21 protein-coding genes are annotated in these 19536 nt (G+C 72.4%); 10 read left to right on the top strand and 11 right to left on the bottom strand.

Translation table 11 applies throughout. The features are described 5' to 3' along the window. The first annotated feature begins 169 nt into the window (after positions 1 to 169). Positions 170 to 1057 (top strand): alpha/beta fold hydrolase, encoded by an 888-nt coding sequence (locus tag ACZ4XX_RS36925; protein ID WP_468512192.1) that lies wholly within the window; start codon positions 170 to 172, stop codon positions 1055 to 1057. A gap of 66 nt (positions 1058 to 1123) precedes the next feature. Here ACZ4XX_RS36925 and ACZ4XX_RS36920 read toward each other — a convergent pair whose 3' ends face one another. After that, on the bottom strand, positions 1124 to 2053 hold the full coding sequence (locus ACZ4XX_RS36920) for an NYN domain-containing protein (protein WP_468512191.1): 930 nt from the start codon (positions 2051 to 2053) through the stop codon (positions 1124 to 1126). Between the two features lie 175 nt (positions 2054 to 2228). Here ACZ4XX_RS36920 and ACZ4XX_RS36915 point away from each other — a divergent pair, with 175 nt between their 5' ends. Then, on the top strand, positions 2229 to 2381 hold the full coding sequence (locus ACZ4XX_RS36915) for a hypothetical protein (RefSeq protein WP_086024648.1): 153 nt from the start codon (positions 2229 to 2231) through the stop codon (positions 2379 to 2381). A 116-nt stretch (positions 2382 to 2497) separates the two neighbouring features. On the opposite strand, the gene ACZ4XX_RS36910 is transcribed toward ACZ4XX_RS36915, so the two are convergent. The 3 genes from ACZ4XX_RS36910 to ACZ4XX_RS36900 form a co-directional block, all read right to left on the bottom strand. After that, positions 2498 to 3103 (bottom strand): MarC family protein, encoded by a 606-nt coding sequence (locus tag ACZ4XX_RS36910; protein ID WP_468512190.1) that lies wholly within the window; start codon positions 3101 to 3103, stop codon positions 2498 to 2500. 283 nt (positions 3104 to 3386) lie between these two features. Then, complete coding sequence (locus ACZ4XX_RS36905; protein WP_468512189.1) at positions 3387 to 4250, bottom strand: PHP domain-containing protein; 864 nt, start codon at positions 4248 to 4250, stop codon at positions 3387 to 3389. 102 nt (positions 4251 to 4352) lie between these two features. Next, the gene (locus tag ACZ4XX_RS36900; protein ID WP_468512188.1) at positions 4353 to 4991 is read right to left on the bottom strand and encodes a DUF6758 family protein; all 639 of its coding nucleotides are present in this window, start codon (positions 4989 to 4991) and stop codon (positions 4353 to 4355) included. A gap of 168 nt (positions 4992 to 5159) precedes the next feature. On the opposite strand from ACZ4XX_RS36900, the gene ACZ4XX_RS36895 reads away from it, so the two are divergent. Continuing rightward, complete coding sequence (locus ACZ4XX_RS36895) at positions 5160 to 6389, top strand: MFS transporter (RefSeq protein WP_468512187.1); 1230 nt, start codon at positions 5160 to 5162, stop codon at positions 6387 to 6389. Positions 6390 to 6531: 142 nt separating this feature from the next. Then, positions 6532 to 6783, top strand: a complete 252-nt coding sequence (locus tag ACZ4XX_RS36890; RefSeq protein ID WP_468512186.1) for a hypothetical protein — start codon at positions 6532 to 6534, stop codon at positions 6781 to 6783. A 47-nt stretch (positions 6784 to 6830) separates the two neighbouring features. Here the strand turns inward: ACZ4XX_RS36890 and ACZ4XX_RS36885 are convergent, their stop codons facing one another. Next, positions 6831 to 7415, bottom strand: coding sequence for a suppressor of fused domain protein (locus tag ACZ4XX_RS36885; protein WP_468512185.1), 585 nt, complete (start codon positions 7413 to 7415; stop codon positions 6831 to 6833). 426 nt (positions 7416 to 7841) lie between these two features. On the opposite strand from ACZ4XX_RS36885, the gene ACZ4XX_RS36880 reads away from it, so the two are divergent. Both ACZ4XX_RS36880 and ACZ4XX_RS36875 read left to right on the top strand, forming a co-directional pair. Then, positions 7842 to 8969 carry a magnesium and cobalt transport protein CorA gene (locus ACZ4XX_RS36880; RefSeq protein ID WP_468512184.1) on the top strand — a complete coding sequence of 376 codons (1128 nt, stop codon included), beginning with the start codon at positions 7842 to 7844 and terminating at the stop codon, positions 8967 to 8969. 24 nt (positions 8970 to 8993) lie between these two features. Further along, a complete protein-coding gene (locus tag ACZ4XX_RS36875) occupies positions 8994 to 9503 on the top strand; it encodes a hypothetical protein (RefSeq protein WP_468512183.1) in 510 nt (169 codons plus the stop codon). Positions 9504 to 9563: 60 nt separating this feature from the next. Here ACZ4XX_RS36875 and ACZ4XX_RS36870 read toward each other — a convergent pair whose 3' ends face one another. Then, positions 9564 to 10322: a hypothetical protein gene (locus ACZ4XX_RS36870; RefSeq protein ID WP_468512182.1), complete on the bottom strand. Its 759-nt coding sequence runs from the start codon at positions 10320 to 10322 to the stop codon at positions 9564 to 9566. Between the two features lie 269 nt (positions 10323 to 10591). Between ACZ4XX_RS36870 and ACZ4XX_RS36865 the strand changes: the two genes are divergently transcribed. From ACZ4XX_RS36865 to ACZ4XX_RS36855, 3 genes are read left to right on the top strand one after another with little or no spacing between them, the layout of a single operon-like run. Further along, positions 10592 to 11875, top strand: a complete 1284-nt coding sequence (locus ACZ4XX_RS36865) for a magnesium transporter MgtE N-terminal domain-containing protein (protein ID WP_468512181.1) — start codon at positions 10592 to 10594, stop codon at positions 11873 to 11875. Next, entirely contained in the window at positions 11865 to 12440 is a 576-nt protein-coding gene (locus ACZ4XX_RS36860) for a DUF1003 domain-containing protein (RefSeq protein ID WP_468512180.1), read from the top strand. The genes ACZ4XX_RS36865 and ACZ4XX_RS36860 overlap by 11 nt, the downstream gene beginning before the upstream one ends. Positions 12441 to 12484: 44 nt before the next feature. Beyond that, a complete protein-coding gene (locus tag ACZ4XX_RS36855) occupies positions 12485 to 13618 on the top strand; it encodes an Mrp/NBP35 family ATP-binding protein (protein ID WP_328942708.1) in 1134 nt (377 codons plus the stop codon). Between the two features lie 67 nt (positions 13619 to 13685). On the opposite strand, the gene ACZ4XX_RS36850 is transcribed toward ACZ4XX_RS36855, so the two are convergent. The 5 genes from ACZ4XX_RS36850 to sigE all read right to left on the bottom strand — a co-directional run bounded on the left by ACZ4XX_RS36850 (position 13686) and on the right by sigE (position 18702). After that, positions 13686 to 14312 carry a hypothetical protein gene (locus ACZ4XX_RS36850; RefSeq protein WP_468512179.1) on the bottom strand — a complete coding sequence of 209 codons (627 nt, stop codon included), beginning with the start codon at positions 14310 to 14312 and terminating at the stop codon, positions 13686 to 13688. A gap of 74 nt (positions 14313 to 14386) precedes the next feature. Beyond that, a complete protein-coding gene (locus tag ACZ4XX_RS36845) occupies positions 14387 to 14872 on the bottom strand; it encodes a sec-independent translocase (protein ID WP_468512178.1) in 486 nt (161 codons plus the stop codon). Between the two features lie 91 nt (positions 14873 to 14963). Continuing rightward, on the bottom strand, positions 14964 to 16925 hold the full coding sequence (locus ACZ4XX_RS36840) for a S1C family serine protease (RefSeq protein WP_468512177.1): 1962 nt from the start codon (positions 16923 to 16925) through the stop codon (positions 14964 to 14966). 80 nt (positions 16926 to 17005) lie between these two features. Continuing rightward, entirely contained in the window at positions 17006 to 17947 is a 942-nt protein-coding gene (locus ACZ4XX_RS36835; protein ID WP_468512176.1) for an anti-sigma factor family protein, read from the bottom strand. Continuing rightward, positions 17944 to 18702 (bottom strand): RNA polymerase sigma factor SigE, encoded by a 759-nt coding sequence (gene sigE / locus ACZ4XX_RS36830; protein WP_073912007.1) that lies wholly within the window; start codon positions 18700 to 18702, stop codon positions 17944 to 17946. Before sigE ends, ACZ4XX_RS36835 begins: the two co-directional genes overlap by 4 nt. A 142-nt stretch (positions 18703 to 18844) precedes the next feature. Here sigE and ACZ4XX_RS36825 point away from each other — a divergent pair, with 142 nt between their 5' ends. Then, positions 18845 to 19510, top strand: a complete 666-nt coding sequence (locus tag ACZ4XX_RS36825) for an O-methyltransferase (protein WP_073912004.1) — start codon at positions 18845 to 18847, stop codon at positions 19508 to 19510. Positions 19511 to 19536 lie beyond the last annotated feature (26 nt).

The following is a 19536-nucleotide window of genomic DNA, read 5'->3' as shown; positions in this document are numbered from 1 at the left end:
CCCCCCCCCCCCCCCCCCCCCCCCCCCCCCCCCCCCCCCCCCCCCCCCCCCCCCCCCCCCCCCCCCCCCCCCCCCCCCCCCCCCCCCCCCGCGGCCGTACGACCGGAACGGGGCGCCGTGGGGCCGGGGGCCCCGGGCCGGTCCCGGTGCGCGCGGTTACAGTCCAGATATGAGCAAGCCCCGGTCCCTCGTCCTGCCGCCCGGCACCCGCGCCCACCACCTCGTGACCGCGCGGGGCGACTTCGCCGTGCTCGACACGGAGCCCCGGGGCGAGCGGCGCGGGACGGTGCTGCTGCTGCCCGGGTACACGGGCAGCAAGGAGGACTTCCTGGCCCTGCTCGGACCGCTGAGCGAGGCCGGCTACCGGGCCGTGGCGGTGGACGGCCGCGGCCAGTACCAGTCCCCCGGCCCCCGCGGCCGGGCCGGCTACCGCCGCAGGGCGCTCGCGCTCGACGCGGTGGCCCAGGCCTCGGCGCTCGGCGACGGCCCGGTCCATCTGCTCGGCCATTCGTTCGGCGGCCTGGTGGCCCGCGCGGCCGCCTCGCTCGCCCCCGCCGCCTTCCGCTCCCTCACCCTGCTCTCCTCGGGCCCCGGCCGGGTGGCCGGGCCCCAGCGCGTCCGGGTGCGCGTGCTGCGCGTCTCCCTGGCGTTCCTGCCGAAGGAGCGCGTGTGGCAGGCGATGTGCTGGCTCGACAGCCGGGGCGAGGAGCCGGACACGGACGACGCGCCGCAGCTCGCGGGCTTCCTGCGGCGGCGCTGGATGCGGAGCCGGATCGCGCAACTGGCGGGCGCGGGGCGGCTGCTGCTCAGCCGTCAGGACGGTACGGCGGACCTCGCAGCGCTGCGGATGCCGCTGCACATCGCGTACGGGGCGGACGAGATGGTCTGGCCCACGGCCACGCTCGCGGCGACGGCCGCCCGCACGGGCGCGCACCACACCGTGGTGGCGGGTGCCGGCCACTCCCCCAACGTGTCGCACCCGCAGGAGCTCACGGACCGCCTCACCGGCTTCTGGGAGCGCACGGCGGCCCCCACCGGAGTCGGCAGCACCCACTGACCCCGGTCCCGCTGAACCAGGGCCGCGCCGGCCCCGCCCCGCGGACCCCGTCCCCGCGGGCAGCCGTCAGAACTGCCCCTTGAGGTGCTGCCAGAAGCCGTCCCGCAGGGCGCGCCGGAGTGCGGCGTGGCCGCGCAGGGAGCGGCTGAGGAGGCGCTCCGCCTCGACGAGCAGGTCCTGGTCGACGGCCCCCGGCAGATAGGGCGCGCCCGGCAGGAGTTCGGCGAGCCGGTCCCGGCCGCGCTCGCCGAGCCAGGTCGCCGCGATCTGGGCGCCGACGAAGCGCACCTCCTCCCGGGAGGGCGGCGGCTCGCCCTCGTTCTCGTACGTGGTGACGGGGCGGCGGGTGACGTACGGCCGGCAGAAGTCGAGCTCGAAGGTGCGCTGGCTGTCGACCTCCCAGAGGAGCGCCTCGGCCTGGTTGCGGCCCTCGGCGGCCTCGATGCCCCAGAGGTGGACGCGGGCGCCGTAGCCCTGGGCGGCCTCGACCGCCGACACGAGGTCCTCGTCGCCGCCGACGAGGGCGGCGTCGCTGATGGCGCGGTGGCGGGCGAGGGACTCCAGGTCCGTGCGGATCAGGGAGTCGACGCCCTTCTGCTGGTTGTTGGCGTTGAGGTTGCCGAGGCGCACCTTGACGTCGGGCAGTTCGGCGATGGCCTGCTGCTCGGGGGTGTGGATTCGGCGTCTGGCCCCGTCGTACCAGTAGACGCGGAGCAGTCTGCTGTCGGCGAAGATCGTGCGGGCCTTGTCGATGAAGGCCTCGATGAGGCCCTCGGCGTCGAGGTCGAAGGAGCGCCGGTCCTCGGTTCCCGTCACCAGCAACCCGGCCGCAGCATGGACGTAACCCGCGTCGACGAAGATGGCGTGGGTGGAGGGGGTCTTGGCGACCTCGGCCAGCATCCGCTGGAGGAGCTCATTGGTGCGCTCCAGGCGCACGTCGAGTGCGCGCAGGCGGGCGTCGGTCTCGGTCACCTGTGTGGTGTCTGCGTCGTTCATACGGGGCTCATTGTCCGCCGCTCGGGGCCCGGCCGCCACACCCTCCTACCCGTCAGTAGTTAGGCATCCGAAAATTTTCCTTAGCGTAAGGAATGTTTGCAGGATGCATGTCGTTGGAGCCATACGTAACGCAGTTCTCCACCAGGAGGATCAACTCAGACGAAGGGAGAAGCCTGTGCGCTTCGAAATCCTGCGACTCGACGACATCGACGGCACGCCCGTCGACCGGACCGTCGTGGACGCCGCCTCCGTCAACCGGATCGTGCAGCAGGCCGCCTCGATCGGCCAGCGCATCTGGATCCGCCCCGCCGAGACCTCGGCCTCGTAACCGGCCAGGTCCACACCACGCACCGCGCCCCCGCACGGACTTCGCAAGAGCGGAATCCGTACGGGGGCGCAGTGGTGTCCGGGGTCGGGTGCACCGGCGGGCGCTTCGCCGGCGCGTCAGGAGCCCTGGATCACCTGCGTGACTCCGTTGATGATCTGCTGCACCGCGATGGCGGAGAGCATCATGCCGGCGAGCCGGGTGACCAGGACGACGCCGCCGTCCTTGATGACGCGGATGATCAGCAGCGAGTACCGCATGGTCAGCCAGAGCACGACGTGCATGGCGACGATGGCGGCCCAGACGGACACCTGCGCGGCCGCGCCGTCGGCGTTCTGGACGGCCAGGATGACCGAGACGATCGCGCCGGGGCCCGCGAGCAGCGGCATGCCGAGCGGGACCAGGGCGACGTTGACGTCCTTGGTCTGCTGGGGCTCGTCGGTCTTGCCGGTGAGCAGGTCGAGTGCGATGAGCAGCAGCAGGAGACCGCCGGCGATCATCAGCGCGGGGACGGAGACGTGAAGGTAGTCCAGGATCTGCTGGCCGAGCAGACCGAAGACGGTGATGACGCCGAAGGCCACGGCGACGGCCTGCCAGGCCATCCGGCGCTGCACCTTGGCCGCACGGCCGGAGGTGAGGGCGAGGAAGATCGGGGTGATCCCGGGGGGATCCATGATCACGAAGAGGGTCAGGAACAGCGAGCCGAAGACGGCGACGTCGAACACGGTGGGGTGCCTTGCGGGAGATGCGAACGGTGGGGTGTGGCCCGGCCGGGCGGAATGCGGCATTCCGAAGGCGGGGCAGGAAGAACGCCACCCGCGTCACGGCGTGGAGCCGTGAGGGGGCGGACCAGGAGGAGGAAGGCCACGGGGCAGGCGCGGGACGGGCCGCACGACCCGCACCGGGACACGGCGCAGGACACGGAGCGCGCCGGACCTCCCGGCCGACCGGCCGGGAGACGGGTCCCGCGAAAGAGGTCCGGACTCCCTGGAGCCCGGTGGCCTGAGGCTAGGCGGCGGGTCCCCCCGCGCCGGGGACCGGGAAGGCCCCCGCGGCACGGCGGGTGATCTCGCCGTAGATCTCGGGGTCGGTCGTGTACTCGCCCAGGCGGCAGGTCTTGCGGCTGCCGTGGTAGTCGCTGGAGCCGGTGGTCAGCAGACCCAGCTCCTTGGCGAGTCCGCGCAGTCGTGCTCGCGTCGCCTCGTCGTGGTCCATGTGGTCGACCTCGATGCCGTCGAGTCCGGCCTCGGCGAGCCGGGCTATCGAGGCCTCGGGCAGCACCTGGCCGCGCTTGACGGCGAGCGGGTGCGCGAAGACGGTGACGCCGCCGGCCGCCTTGACCAGGCGGATGGCGTCGATCGGGTCGAGCTCGTGCTTCTGGGCGTACGCCCGGCCGCCGTCGGCGAGCCACTCGGGCGTGAACGCCCCGGACACGTCCGGTACGACCCCGAGCTCGACGAGTGCCTCGGCGACGTGCGGACGGCCCACGGAGCCGTCGCCGGCGATCCGGGCGACCTGATCCCAGGTGACGGGGACGCCGAGCTCCTGGAGCTTGCCGACCATGGCACGCGCGCGCGGGACCCGGTCGTCGCGGACGAGTTCGCGCTCGGCGAGGAGCGCGGGCTCCTCGGGGTCGAAGAGGTACGCGAGCATGTGCAGGCCGATGCCGTCGACCCGGCAGGACAGCTCGGCCCCGGTGACGAGGGTCAGCCCCTCGGGCAGTGCGGCGATCGCCTCGGCGTGGCCCCGGGTGGTGTCGTGATCCGTCAGCGCGACCACGTCGAGCCCGGCGGCTGCGGCGTTGCGGACGAGCTCGGCCGGGGAGTCCGTGCCGTCGGAGGCGGTGGAGTGGGTGTGCAGGTCGATGCGCACGCGGTACTCCAGGACTTCGGCACGGACGAGGGACGCTCCAGCATAACGGGCGAATCGAACACGCCCGTACGGAAGGAGCCGGCCGGAGCGGCCGGTCGCGCGTCAGCTCAGCAGCCTCGGTGTCAGCGCTCCGCACGGCAGGAGTTCGACCTCGGCGCCCGCGTCGCGCAGGTCCGTCAGGACCAGCTCGTCGTACATCAGGAGCCCGGACTGCTCGGGCCAGACGATCGCCCACAGCCAGAGGCCACGCGCCTCCCCCGCGAAGACCGCCCGGTCCGTCGGGGCGCCGCTGACGTGCCAGAGCGGGGTCGGGCGTCCGGCGGCGAGGACCTTCGTCTGCGGGGGTCTGTCGATGGCCATGCCGGCGCCGGGGTCGGGGCCGTCGATGCCGGCGTACCGCGCGCCGAGGCCGACGCCGAGTTCCTCGGCGACCAGGAGCAGTTCGCCGATGCCGCCGAGCGGTCCGGGTCCCGAGCAGGCGACGGCGGTCGCGCGGCCGCCGCTGCGGTCGTCACCGGCGTACGCGACTCCGGTGAAGAGCCAGCCGACGGGCAGGGGCCACGGCATCCACACCGGCACATGGGACCGGTGCACCACGACGCCGAGGGCTTCGACGCTGGGCGGGATCACGGGCTGGAGCGGGTGCACCGAGCCGTGCACATCGCACTGCCAGGAGTCGGCGAACAGCCCGGGCGCCCTGACCCGGCCACCACACTTCGGACAACTGGGTTCGCCCCTCATAGGGCTCAACGGTCCTACCACCGGGGCCCCGCGTCAAGGACGATCACCCGTCCGGACCGCGGCGTTCACCCCCTGCCACCCGCAAATATAGATGTAACTTGCACTCATTAGTTGCTCTAACTTATTCTGTGTATATAGCAACCATCTCGACGCGGAGGAGCGGCACCCATGGAGAGAGCAGCAGAAGACGCCGGCGGGGGCAGCATCCTGCGGCAGCCACCGGCCGTCTGGGCCACCGCCGGCGCGTCCGTCGTCGCCTTCATGGGCATCGGCCTCGTCGACCCGATCCTCCCGTCGATCGCCCGGGGCCTGGACGCGACGACCGGCCAGGTGTCGCTGCTCTTCACCTCGTACTTCCTCATCACCGCCGTCGCGATGCTGGTGACCGGCTTCGTCTCCAGCCGCATCGGGGGACGCCGGACCCTGCTCGCCGGACTCGCGCTCGTCGTCGTCTTCGCGGCCCTCGCCGGCACCTCGGACTCCGTCGGCGAACTCGTCGGCTTCCGGGCCGGCTGGGGACTCGGCAACGCGCTCTTCGTCTCGACCTCGCTCGCCGTGATCGTCGGCGCCGCGGCCGGCGGCAGCGCGGCAGCGATCCTGCTCTACGAGTCGGCGCTCGGCCTCGGCATGGCCTGCGGGCCGCTGCTCGGCGCCGTGCTCGGCGACGCCAGCTGGCGCTACCCCTTCTTCGGCACGGCCGCGCTGATGGCGATCGGCTTCCTGTGCATCGCGGTCTTCCTCAAGGAGCAGCCGAAGCCGGCCCGCAGGACCTCGCTGCTCGACCCGATCCGGGCGCTGGGCCACGGCGGACTCGCCTCGGCCGCGGCGGCCGCGTTCTTCTACAACTACGCCTTCTTCACGGTGCTCGCCTTCACCCCGTTCGTGCTGGACATGACTCCGTACAAGTCCGGCGCGGTGTTCTTCGCCTGGGGGGTGCTGCTCGCCGTCTTCTCGGTCCTGGTCGCCCCCCGACTCCAGCGGCGCTTCGGCTCGCTCACCGTCCTCGGCGGCTCACTGGTGCTGCTCGCGGTCGACGTGGTGGTGCTCGGATACGGCGATCACACGACCGCGATCGTCTGCACGGTCCTGTCGGGCGCGTTCATCGGCGTCAACAACACCGTCTTCACCGAGCTCGCCCTCGGCGTCTCGGACGCCCCGCGCCCGGTGGCCAGCGCGGGCTACAACTTCGTCCGCTGGTTCGCCGCGGCCGCCGCCCCGTACTTCGCCCCGAAGATCGAGGAGTGGAGCGACGTCCACATGCCGTTCGTGGTGGCGGGCGTGGCCGCGGTGCTCGGCGCCGTGGTCGTCCGGATCCGCCGCGCCGCCCTCACCCTCGAGGTCGTGGAAGCGGCCCCCGGGCACGCCGCGGAGGACGGCGTCGGGGTCTTCGCCCGCTGACCCCCGGGGCGCCGCGCCGAAGAGTCCCCGGACGCCGCGGCCACGACCCGGGACCGGTCCGATGACGGGCCGGCCCCGCCGCGGCCGGTTTGCCCCGCGAGGCTCGGGCAAGACGGAGTCCATGAGAGGCATCGACTCCGTCATGAGAACCGTGGCCCGCGTCCTCGCGGGCATCCTGGTCGTCTGGATCGTCCTGGATCTGCTCGACGCCAATCGGGGAAACACCGTGGTCGGCTGGTTCCGCGCGGCCGCGGACTGGCTCGCCGGCTGGTCGATCGGGCTCTTCGACGTCTCCCAGCACGCCCTTCAGGTGCTGCTCGACTACGGCATTCCGGCGATCGTCTACGTGGCGCTCGCCCACCTCGTGGCCGGCAGGACCGCCGCCCGGACCTGAACCGGAGAAGCCCGGTGAACGGAACGCCGCCCGGCCCGGGGGTTCCGTCAGTCCAGACTCACGGACCTGCGCAGTGGATCGCGCAGGTCCGTGCCCTGCGTCAGCCACCGCTCCTCCAGGGCCTGCGCTCCGTGGACCCGCTTCCACGCCGCCTCGTTCGAGGTCATCGGGAGCAGCGGCAGGAACCGCACCGGGTCCATCGGCTCGTCGAGCTCCAGATCCTCGACCAGGCCACCGGACTCGGCCACCAGGACCGAGCTGAAGGCGGCGCCCGGCCAGAGCGGGTCGCCTACGTCGAGCGAGGCGCCCGCGGCCACGATGACGCCCTCGACCTGCGGGGTCGCGGCGAGGACCGCGAGCGGGCGCAGCACCTTGTCGGTGTCGGCGAGACCGGCCCGTACGGTCAGGACGAGCTCGGCGCGGGGCCCCTTGACGGGGTCGGCGAGCGCGGCGGTCGGGTCGGCCATCGGTTGTGCGGACATGCCGAGGGTCGCGTACCGCACGAGGTCGCCGTCGATGAAGCGGAGCACCTCGATCCGATCCGTGCCGAGGAACGTCACCGCGGCCCGCGCGTCCGGTTCTCCGAGCGCCGTCCGCAACCGGGCCTCGACCAGAGCAAGAACTTCTCCCATGTCTTGAGCATAAAGCGCGTATGGAACGGGCAAAGGAAGGGATTGACCCTCAGTCGGCTGATAGTCTTGGCCGCTGGTCGGGAGTCCCGAACTCCCGACTACTCGTCAACGTCATCCCTCACGAGGGACCGGCCGGAGGAGGTGGGGCTGCGATGGACCGAAGTCGATCGGGCAGTACCAGCCGCTCTTCCGCCCCGCACCCGAGCCCGGTGCGTACGTACTTCCGGTGATTCCCGGCCCGTAGCCGTACGGGCCCGCCTCTCCGGCATCTCGCGCGACGGAAGAGCATCTCGCCTTTGCCTGTCTGTAGCGAACGCCGTCACCGCGATCTCTCGGTGCCGCCCGCTTTGTGGACGACGTAGCTCCACGTCCCCATTCCGGGCTGTTCCACGCTCGCCGACGGCTTCTCCGTGAAGGAGCATGCCCATGTCGATGATCCGTGACCTGCGCGCCGCCGTCCGCCCGAGCCTGCGGCACCCCCTGCGCAAGACCCCCACCACGTACACCTCGTACGACCCCACCCGCGACCACACGGCCTCCAGCGCCGTGGTCGACTGCGCCGTCTACCGCGACGGACGACGCGTCGACGACCGCGAGTGCCTCACCCCGCGCGGCGCCATGAGCCGGGTCCGGGAGAACGGCGGCTTCGCCTGGATCGGTCTCCACGAGCCGACCGAGGCCGAATTCGCCGGTATCGCCGCCGAGTTCGGACTGCACCCGCTCGCCGTCGAGGACGCCGTCCACGCCCACCAGCGGCCCAAGCTGGAGCGGTACGACGACACCCTGTTCACCGTGTTCAAGACGATCCACTACGTCGAGCACACCGAACTCACCGCGACCAGCGAGGTCGTGGAGACCGGCGAGGTCATGTGCTTCACCGGCCCCGACTTCGTCATCACCGTCCGGCACGGCGGCCAGGGCTCCCTGCGCAACCTCCGGCACCGCCTCCAGGGCGAGCCCGAACTGCTCGCCAAGGGGCCCTCGGCGGTGCTGCACGCCCTCTCCGACCACGTCGTCGACGGCTACATCGCCGTCGCCGACGCCGTCGAACTCGACATCGACCAGCTGGAGATCGACGTCTTCTCGCCGGCCGCGAAGGGCTCGACACGCGGTACGGACACCGGCCGGATCTACCAACTGAAGCGTGAGGTACTGGAGTTCAAGCGGGCAGTCACCCCACTGCTCCGCCCGATGCAGCTGCTCTCCGAGCGGCCGATGCGGCTCGTCGACCCCGACATCCAGAAGTACTTCCGGGACGTCGCCGACCACCTCGCGCGCGTCCAGGAGCAGGTCGTCGGCTTCGACGAACTGCTGAACTCGATCCTCCAGGCCAACCTCGCGCAGGCGACCGTCGCGCAGAACGAGGACATGCGCAAGATCACCTCGTGGGCGGCGATCGTCGCCGTCCCCACGGCGGTCTGCGGCGTGTACGGCATGAACTTCGACCACATGCCCGAGCTGCACTGGAAGTACGGCTACCCGATGGTGCTGACCGGCATCGTCGCGATCTGTCTCACCATCCACCGCACGCTGAAGCGCAACGGCTGGCTGTGACCGCCGGGGGCTAGGCTTCGGGCCATGACTGAAGAGCTGCTCGGGTCCGCCCTCGTCGAGGAGGCCACCAAGAAGTCCGGCCTGGTGTGGGTCCGCGGCACCGGCCCGGCCCGCGCGCTCTGGCACGTCTGGTTCGACGGCGCCGCGTTCGTCGTCGGCGACGGACCCGGCGAGCAGCCGCTCCCGGGCCTGGTGGACGGCGGGACGGCCGAGGTCACGGTCCGCAGCAAGGACAAGGGCGGCCGTCTCGTCGCCTGGACCGCCACCGTGCGCGAGCTCGCGCACGGCACCGAGGAATGGGACGCGGCGGTCGCCGAGCTGAAGGGCAAGCGGCTCAACGCACCCGACGGCGAGGCCATGACGGGCCGCTGGGGGCGCGAGTGCCGGGTCCTGCGGCTCTCCCCCCGGTCCTCGACCACGGAGCTGCCGGACGGCTCCCTGGCGGCCGTACCGCTGCCCTCGGCGGCCACGACCCGCGACCCGGTGCCGTCCGGTCTCCCTAAGCTGCTGTTCAAGCGCCGCAAGCGCCGCTGAGCGGGATCGGGTCCACCCGCGGTGCCGCCCCGGGCCGGCACCGCGGAGGCGGGCCCGGGATCAGGTCCTGGGCAGCTGCTTGCCGTAGTCGAGGATCTCTTCCTTCGACGGCTCGGTGAGCGGGAAGTCCTTGTTCCACTCGGAGAGGACCACCAGTCCCGCTCCCCCGCCCCGCGCGAACTGCAACGGGTACGGATCGCCCTGCAGCGCCACGTCGAGCGTGCCGCCCTCGCCGTCCGCGCCGCCCTTGACCTTGATCGTGCGGACCCCGCCGATCTGGTCCCGGTCGCCCTTGACCTTCTCCCCGTGCAGCCCGGTCAGCCCGGCGAGCAGCAGGTCCATCTCGGTGAAGCCGCGCAGCTGCTTGTACGCGGGGTCTCCCTGCGGCACCTTCACGTACTTGTCGTCGAGCTTGTCGGCCGCCTCGGCGTCCGCCTCCGTCGGCTTGTCGCCGCCCTTGTTCTCGTGGGACCAGAAGTCCGCGTCCGCCTTCAGATAGAGCACCTCGCCGACCCGCAGCAGCTCGAAGGTGCTGTTCTTCGTCGTCACCGAGCCGCTGGCGCCGTCCTGCTTGAGGCGCATGTTCAGCTTGAAGGTGTCGCCCTTGCTGACCAGGGTGCCGGAGAGCCGCACCGCCCTCGCGCCGTTCGCGACGGTCCGCGCCTTGCCCTCGATCTCGGCCGCCGAGAGCTTCCCCACCCCGTTGGTCCCCTCGTCCGGATCGGCGGCGCAGGCCGTGAGCCCCACGGTCAGGCCGGCGCAGAGCGCGAGCGGCACGACGGCCCGGTGGATACGCGACGACGCGGCACGAACGGCCATCAGCGCTGCCTCTCATGTCGTGGGGGGACACGGACCGCGGCCCGTACGGGGGGACCCGGGGCGGCGGTCTTCTGTTCTGCCAGTTCTGCCGGGCGGGAGGCCGGCGTGCCGGTGGGGACGGCAGACCGCAGCGTACCCGGGCCGGGTGACGCGCCCGGCAGCAGCCGTACGGAGGCGCTGCCGGGGCGGGGCGGAACGGCACGGGCTAGCCTGAACCCGGCAAAGCTCGGCAATGACTCGAATCGTGCGGCACCGAGGAGGCGCGTGGCATGGCGGCAGGCGCCCCCAGGATCTTCGTCTCCCACCTCGCGGGAGTCCCGGTCTTCGACCCCGTCGGCGACCAGGTCGGCCGGGTCAGCGACCTGGTCGCCATGCTGCGGGTCGGCCGCAGGCCGCCGCGGCTGCTCGGCATGGTCGTGGAGGTCCTCAGCCGCCGCCGGGTGTTCGTGCCGATGACCCGGATCACGGGCGTGGAGTCCGGCCAGGTCATCACCACCGGTGTCGTCAACATGCGCCGCTTCGAGGCGCGTCCCACCGAGCGTCTGGTCCTCGGCGAGCTCCTCGACCGGCGCGTCCGGCTCGTGGGGCCCGGCGGGCAGGAGGGCGAGGAGGTCACCGTCCTCGACGTCGCCATCCAGCAGCTGCCCGCCCGCCGCGACTGGGAGATCGACAAGGTCTTCGTCCGCAAGGGGAAGGGCGGCGTGCTGAGCCGCAAGGGCGAGACGCTGACCGTCGAGTGGTCGGGCGTCACCGGATTCTCCCTGGAGGAGCACGGGCAGGGCGCCGAGAGCCTGGTGGCCACCTTCGAGAAGCTGCGCCCCGCCGACCTCGCCAACGCGCTGCACCACCTGCCGTCCAAGCGGCGTGTCGAGGTCGCCGCCGCGCTCGACGACGACCGGCTGGCGGACGTCCTCGAGGAGCTGCCGGAGGACGACCAGATCGAGATCCTCGGCAAGCTGAAGGAGGAGCGCGCGGCCGACGTCCTGGAGGCGATGGACCCGGACGACGCGGCCGACCTGCTGTCCGAGCTGCCGGAGGAGGACAAGGAGCGGCTGCTGACGCTGATGCAGCCGGACGACGCGGCCGACGTGCGCCGGCTCCTGGCGTACGAGGAGCGCACGGCGGGCGGTCTGATGACGACGGAGCCGATCGTGCTGCGGCCGGACGCCACGGTCGCGGACGCGCTGGCCCGGGTGCGGCAGCAGGACCTGTCGCCGGCGCTGGCGGCGCAGGTGTACGTGTGCCGGCCGCCGGACGAGACGCCGACGGGCAAGTACCTGGGCACGGTGCACTTCCAGCGGCTCCTTCGCGATCCGCCGTTCACACTGGTCAGCTCGCTCGTGGACAGCGATCTGCCGCCGCTCGGCCCGGACACCCCGCTGCCGGCCGTGACCAGCTACCTCGCCGCGTACAACATGGTCGCGGCGCCCGTGGTGGACGAGAGCGGGTCGCTGCTGGGCGCGGTCACCGTCGACGACGTGCTCGACCACCTGCTGCCGGAGGACTGGCGCGAGACCGACTTCCACGAGGAGGGGGCCGGGCATGGCGGCTGAGCGCACGCAGGACCGCGAGCGGGACCGGGACCGGGAGCGCGACCGGCCGGGGCCCCGCATCCGGCTCGACCTGCCGCGCGAGCGGCGGGCCAAGCTGCTTCCGGAGTACGACCCCGAGGCGTTCGGCCGGCTCTCGGAGCGGATCGCCCGCTTCCTGGGGACGGGCCGGTTCCTCGTCTGGATGACCCTGACGATCATCGTCTGGGTCGTCTGGAACATCTTCGCGCCGGGCCCGCTGAAGTTCGACGAGTACCCGTTCATCTTCCTGACGCTCGCGCTGTCCCTCCAGGCCTCGTACGCGGCCCCGCTGATCCTGCTCGCGCAGAACCGGCAGGACGACCGGGACCGGGTCAACCTCGAACAGGACCGGAAGCAGAACGAGCGGTCGATCGCGGACACCGAGTACCTCACCCGGGAGATCGCGGCGCTGCGGATGGGCCTCGGCGAGGTGGCCACCCGCGACTGGATCCGCTCGGAGCTCCAGGACCTGATCAAGGAGCTGGAGGAGCGCCGGGATCTATTCCCGTCGGCCGACACCCGGGGAAGTGACGTACCCGACCGTTGACAGGCCTTTCATGGGCCGGTGGTCGGCGCCGTACCATCGTCGGTATGGCTATGGAAGACGCGGTGCTCGAAGCACTGGCGACGGTGAACGACCCCGAGATCAACAAACCGATCACTGAGCTCGGCATGGTCAAGTCGGTGGAGATCGAACCGGACGGCAAGGTCGCCGTCACGGTCTACCTGACCGTCTCCGGCTGCCCGATGCGCGAGACCATCACCCAGCGGGTGACCGAGGCCGTCTCCGGCGTCGAGGGCGTCACCGGTGTCGACGTCTCGCTGGACGTGATGAGCGACGAGCAGCGCAAGGAGCTCGCGGCGGCGCTGCGCGGCACGAGCGCAGAGCGCGAGGTGCCGTTCGCGAAGCCCGGTTCGCTGACCCGGGTGTACGCGGTCGCCTCCGGCAAGGGTGGCGTCGGCAAGTCGTCCGTCACGGTGAACCTGGCCGCGGCGATGGCCGCCGACGGCCTCAAGGTCGGCGTCGTCGACGCCGACATCTACGGCCACAGCGTGCCGCGGATGCTGGGCGCGGACGGCCGTCCGACCCAGGTCGAGAACATGATCATGCCGCCGTCGGCGAACGGCGTGAAGGTCATCTCCATCGGCATGTTCACCCCGGGCAACGCGCCGGTGGTGTGGCGCGGCCCGATGCTGCACCGCGCGCTCCAGCAGTTCCTCGCGGACGTGTACTGGGGCGACCTGGACGTCCTCCTGCTCGACCTGCCCCCGGGCACCGGCGACATCGCGATCTCGGTCGCGCAGCTCGTGCCGAACGCGGAGATCCTGGTCGTCACCACCCCGCAGCAGGCGGCGGCCGAGGTCGCCGAGCGGGCGGGCTCCATCGCGGTCCAGACCCACCAGAAGATCGTGGGTGTCGTCGAGAACATGGCGGGCCTGCCGTGCCCGCACTGCGACGAGATGGTCGACGTGTTCGGCACGGGCGGCGGCCAGCGGGTCGCCGACGGTCTGACGCAGACCACGGGCGCGACGGTCCCGGTCCTCGGCTCGATCCCGATCGACGTACGGCTCCGCGAGGGCGGCGACGAGGGCAGGCCGGTCGTCCTCTCCGACCCGGACTCCCCCGCGGGCGCGGCGCTCCGCGCGATCGCCGGCAAGCTCGGCGGCCGCCAGCGCGGCCTCTCGGGCATGAGCCTGGGCATCACGCCGCGCAACAAGTTCTGAGGTCATGACGAAGGGCGCCCCCTCGGGGGCGCCCTTCGTCATGACCTCAGGCGTGTGTGCCGCGTCGTCAGGCGTAGGCGTCGAGGTCCTTGATCTGGGCGAAGCCCAGCCCGTAGGCGCTCATCCCCCGCCCGTAGGCCCCGATGTGCACCCCCGCTGCGGAGCCCGCGAGGACCCAGCCGAACTCCGACTCGCGGTAGTGGAAGGGCACCGGCACCCCGTCCACCGGCAGCGACAGCGTCGACCACTCCGCCCCGTCGAGGTCGTCGGCCAGCTCGAACGCCGTCTCGGTCTGCTGGTCCAGCCAGTTGTCCCGCGTCGCGTGGTCCAGCGAGGCGGGCCAGGTGTGGACGAGCAGCCCCGAGCCGGCCAGCCAGGCCGCCGAGGACACGGTGGTGGCGTCGAGGACGCCCGTGCCGTCACCGGTCCGCCGGACCGGGCTCGCGGCCACCGTCACGACGACCGCGAACCGCTCCTTCTCCTCGCCGCTCGCGTCCGTCTTTATCGACGGCGTCTCCCCGTGCCCGGTCGACCCGTGCTGCACACTGCCGTCCGCCGCCGTGCCCACCTGCATCAGCCAGCGCGGCCCGGTGAACGCCTCGTCGAGGCCGTACCAGGCGAAGGGTGCGCGCAGATAGCCCTCGGCGGTCCGCCGGGCCAGGGGTACGCCCTCCACCCGACTCGTGGTCTCCATCTCGGCCGCCTCCTCGTTCCGTCAACAGAGGGAGGATAGCCACCGAGACGCGTCGGGTCGGTGACAGCCCGTCGTCAGGTCGCGTCGGAGTCGTACGGAGGACGCTCCGCAGCGCCCTGATCGTCCCGATTGTCCTGCTTCTTCAGCAGGTCCGGGGTGCCGTTGGCGGAGGTGACGGCGCCGGAGGAACCACCGGCCGACGAGGAGCCGTTGACGGCCGAGGGCTGCGGCTCACGGCCGTGGACCGCGTCGGCGACGTCGTTCATCTCCTTCTTGAGGTCGAAGCTGCCACGCAGCTCCTTGAGGTCCCGGAGGTCCTCGTTCTGCTCCATCTGCTTGCGGAGGAACGTCTTCGGGTTGAGGTCCTCGAACTCGAAGTCCTTGAAGTCCGGCCCCAGCTCGCTGCGGATGTCCTCCTTCGCGCTGTCCGAGAACTCACGGACCTTCTTGATGAAGCGCGAGACGTCCTGGATGACCTTCGGGAGCTTGTCCGGCCCGAAGACGAGCACGGCGAGGACGACGAGCGTCACCAGCTCGAGTGCGCCTATGTCGCTGAACACCTAGTAGCTCCTTCATGCCGGTCAAGGGCCCGGTCCAAGGTACCCGCCGAAACTGCCGGACGGGTACCTCCCGGTGTCCGCCACATGGCGCTCAGGTGCCCTGGGACGAGCCGAGCGTCAACGTCTTTGTCAGCTCTTTGCCGTCCCGGGTCAGCGTGAGTTCCAGCCGGTCGCCGGGGCGGTGGGCGCGGATCTTCACGATCAGCTCCTCGCCGTTGTGCACCCGCTGGCCGTCGACCTTGGTGATGACGTCGCCGGGGCGGAGCCCCGCGGTCGCGGCCGGGCCGCCGGGCGTGACGGAGGCGGAGCCGTCCTTGCCCTTCTCGCCCACCCGGGCGCCGTCGCCGTTGTACTGCATGTCGAGGCTCACGCCGATGACGGGGTGGGTGGCCTTGCCGGTGTTGATGAGCTCCTCGGCGACGCGCTTGCCCTGGTTGATCGGTATCGCGAAGCCGAGGCCGATGGAGCCGGGCTGGGAGGCGCTGCCGCCCTCGCCCTCGCCCGAGCCGCCGCCGGCCGCGCGGATGGCGCTGTTGATGCCGATGACCCGGCCCTTGGCGTCGAGGAGCGGGCCGCCGGAGTTGCCGGGGTTGATGGGGGCGTCGGTCTGGAGGGCGTCGACGTAGCTGATGTCGCTGCCGTCGCCCTTCTCGCCGCCCGCCGTGATCGGGCGCTCCTTGGCGCTGATGATGCCGGAGGTGACCGTGTTGGAGAGGTCGAAGGGGGCGCCGATCGCGACGACGGGGTCGCCGACGCGGACGTTGTCGGAGTTTCCGAGCGGCAGCGGCTTGAGGCCGGAGACGCCGGTGACCTGGACGACGGCGAGGTCGTAGCCGGTGTCCTTGCCGACGACCTTGGCCCGGGCGGTCTCGCCGCTGGAGAAGGTCACCGAGATGTCGCGGGAGGACTGGGCCCCGTCCACGACGTGGTTGTTGGTGAGGATGTGGCCCTTGGTGTCGAGGACGAAGCCGGTGCCGGTGCCGGACGAACCGCCGCCCTTGACGTGCAGGGTGACGACGCCGGGCAGGGCGCTGGCCGCGATCCCGGCCACGCTCTCCGGGGCCCGGTCGGTGTCGCCCCCGTCCGCCTGCGGCAGCTCGACGGTCGTGATCCCGCCGTTCCGCTCGACGTACGCGCCGATGCCGCCGCCGATGACTCCGGTGACGAGCGCGAAGACGAGCGCCCCGGCGATGGCGAGCCCCTTGCGGGACTTCTTCGCGGGCAGCGGCGGGAGCCCGGCCCCACCGGCCCCCCAGGGGTCGTACTGCGTCCAGGGCGCACCGGCCTGCGGCGGCACGCCGCCACCCTGCGCGTGCAGCGCGGGGTGGGCGTGCGGCTGGGAGTGCGACTGCGGATGTGTCTGGGGCTGCGGCTGGGGCTGGGGCGGTGCGGGCGGCACGTGGGCCTGCTGCGGCGCTACGGGGGGCATGTGGGCCTGCTGCGGCGGTACGTGCGCCGGAGGGCGCTGTACGGGCGGCGCGGGCGCCCAGGGGCCCGGCTCCCCGTAGGGCGGCGTCCGGTACTCGTCGGGCGCGTGCAGGGGCGTCGGCGCAGGCGCCGGGGCGGCCGGGGCCTGCGGAGCCTCGGCCACGGGGTCCTCGGCGACCGGAAGGGTCTCGGTCGCCCGGGCACCGGTCGTCCTGGCCGCGGTCACCGGGAGGGCCTCGGTCGGGGCCGCGTCCGCCGGGACCTCGTCCGACGGGGCGGGTGCCTCGCTCTTGGTCAGCAGCACGGCGGGCGCGGTCGCGTCGGCGGGCGCGGTTACTTCGGCGGGCGCGGGCATCACCGCGGCGTTCCCCGCATCGGCCGGCTCGACCGCCTCGGCCGCCCCGACCACATGCGTCACCTCGGCCACCCCGTTGCCGCCGTCCGGCACCTCGGGGGCTTCGGCCGGCGGCTGCGGCGCGGGCAGCGGGAAGTCGCCGTCGGCGTCATGTGCAGCGACGGCGGTGACGTCCTCCGTGAGGTCGTCCGTCGGCGGCGGCGAGGGTATCCGCGCCGCCTCCGGTGCGCTCGACGGCCGGCTCCACCAGTTCGGCTTCCCGTTGTCCATGCTCTCCCCGCAACCCGCTGACCCGTCCGCGCCCCCTTGGGCGGGCACCCCTGTCCCCCTGGATTCAACCAGGTCGCGGGTCAGCGGTGGGAGCCGAGCGGTGCGGTGGTCGGACTGGGCGCCGGACTGGGTCCGGGACCGACGGCCAGCCGAAGGGCCGGCCCCGTCGGCCGTATGAACGGCGAGAGGGCGAGGTACGAGTGCGTGGCCGGGTCCCGGAGCCGCACCGCCACCAGGGGCATGGCCGGGGAGCGCACCGCGTCCGGCGGGACGGCGCCCGCCGGGACCGTGCCCGGACCGACCGGTGACACCGGCCCGTGCGGCAGCGTCGCCGGGGTCCCGGGAGTCAGCGGAGCCCCCGGTGCCACCTGCGAGCCGTCGACGGACTGGATGCCGCGCTCGCCCGAGCGGGTGCCCCGGGAGACGGCCGTGCCGCCGCCGGGGCCCGCGGCGGTGGCACGCAACGGGGTGACCGCCGTGCCGGTGCCCTGGCCGCCGCGCGAGCTCGCGTTCACCGAGGACTCCAGCGGCAGGGTGCCGCCGAGGGCGATGGCCGCGAACGAGACGGCGCTGGCCGCCGCGAAGGCGAAGCGCCGACCGCGCCAGGAGGTTCCGGAAGCGCGGTCGCCGACCTCGTGGATACGGAAGCCGGTCTGCGGCGCGGAGTGCGGGGTGACGACGGCCGCCGTGGCGAAACCGTCGGACCGCACGCCGCCCGCGCCGAGGAGTTCTTCGAGGGGGCCTCTCGGTCCGCCGGGGCCTCCCGGCTCACCGGGACCCCCGGGTAGCCCCTGCAGCCGGGCCAGGAACCCTTCCGAGGGCGGCGGAGGAGCCGCCGAGGCGAAGACGCTCTTGAGGGTGCGCTGCGCGTCGGCCTCCGCCTTGCAACGGGTGCAGGTCGCGAGGTGCGCGAGGACCCGCTCGCGGGCGTCATGGCCGAGTTCGCCGTCGACGAGCGCGGCCAGGCGGTCCCCGAGGTGGTGCTCCGCGGGGGTCGGCGACGAGGGACGTGTGCCGCTCACGCTGTCCCTGCCTCCCATCCGACGGAGGCCAGGGCACGCTCCGCCCGTGCCTCGGGCGAGCGGTGCTTGAGGGCCTTGCGCAGGTGGGAGCGCCCGCGGTGGATACGGCTGCGGACGGTGCCGAGCTTCACGCCGAGGGTCGCGGCGATCTCCTCGTACGACAGTCCTTCGATGTCGCAGAGGACGACCGCGGCGCGGAACTCGGGCGCGAGGGTGTCGAGTGCCTGCTGCACGTCGGCGTCGAAGTGGGTGTCGTTGAACACCTGCTGCGGCGAGGGCTCACGGCTGGGCAGCCGCTCGGCGGCGTCGTCGGCGAGCGCGTCGAAACGGATGCGCTGCTTGCGGCGGACCATGTCGAGGAAGAGGTTGGTGGTGATGCGGTGGAGCCAGCCCTCGAAGGTGCCCGGCGTGTACGTCGACAGCGAGCGGAAGACGCGGACGAAGACCTCCTGGGTCAGGTCCTCGGCGTCGTGCTGGTTGCCGGTCAGCCGGTAGGCGAGGCGGTACACCCGGCCGCTGTGCGTGCTGACGATCTCCTCCCAGGTGGGAGGAGTCCACGCCTGCGATTCCGCATCCGATGCGAAGGTCGCGGTGGTGGGAGCGGAGTCGGCGGTGCGGATTCGGTCAGCGGTGTCGGTCACGGATTTCGGCTCACCCGCCGACCTGAGAAGACGCCGAAGCACTCCTCCCCGATCCACAGGCGCAGCCGCACCTCCCCTGTCGGCTCTGGTGGTGTCCAGTGGAGCCCCTACCATAGCCACCTCGCCCGTTAGCTCCGGATAAGAATCTTTACGCGAATTTGGAACCGGCTCCGCCGGCTCCTTCCCGCCGCGTCCTTCCCCTGGTGAACGCCCGGTCCCATCTGCGGGTTCCCGCTGACAGCGGATACAGTCACCGTTGCGTCAACTACGGGGACAGGAGAGGGCCATTACCGCCAACCGGCAGACGAGCTGGTCGTTCGCCGACGCCTTTGTCGCCGAGGACGAAGCTCTGCGCTGGGCCCGTGAGCGGGCCCGGGAGGCAGGGCTGCCCTCGGTGTCGCCGGGCACCGGTGGGGCGCTGCGCCTGCTCGCGGCCACGGCGGACGCGAAGGCGGTGGCGGAGATCGGCACGGGCACCGGCGTGTCGGGCATCTACCTGCTGCTCGGGATGCGGCCGGACGGCGTTCTGACGACGGTGGACCTCCAGCCGGAGCGGCAGCAGCTCGCCAAGACGGCGTTCCGTGCGGCAGGCTTCGCGGGCAACCGGGCGCGGTTCATCCCCGGCCGGGCCCTGGACGTACTTCCGCGGCTCGCGGACGGCGGGTACGACCTCGTGTTCTGCGACGGCGACCGGCTCGAGTACCTGGACTACCTCGCTGAATCGTTGCGCCTGCTGCGACCTGGCGGGCTCGTCTGCTTCGAGGGCGTCTTCGCGGACGGCCGCACGGTCGACTCGGGGGCCCAGCCCGCCGAGGTCCAGCGGGTCCGCGAACTGCTGCGCACGGTCCGGGAGAGCCAGGAGCTCATCCCCTCCCTGCTGCCGGTCGGCGACGGCCTGCTGTGCGCGGTCCGCCGCGGCTGAAAAGCTCCCGGGCAGCCCGCACCCGG

Source organism: Streptomyces sp. NPDC029956, assembly GCF_055574655.1.
The sequence above is the reverse complement of the archived record's forward strand: the minus strand, read 5'-3'. Positions and strand labels throughout refer to the sequence as shown.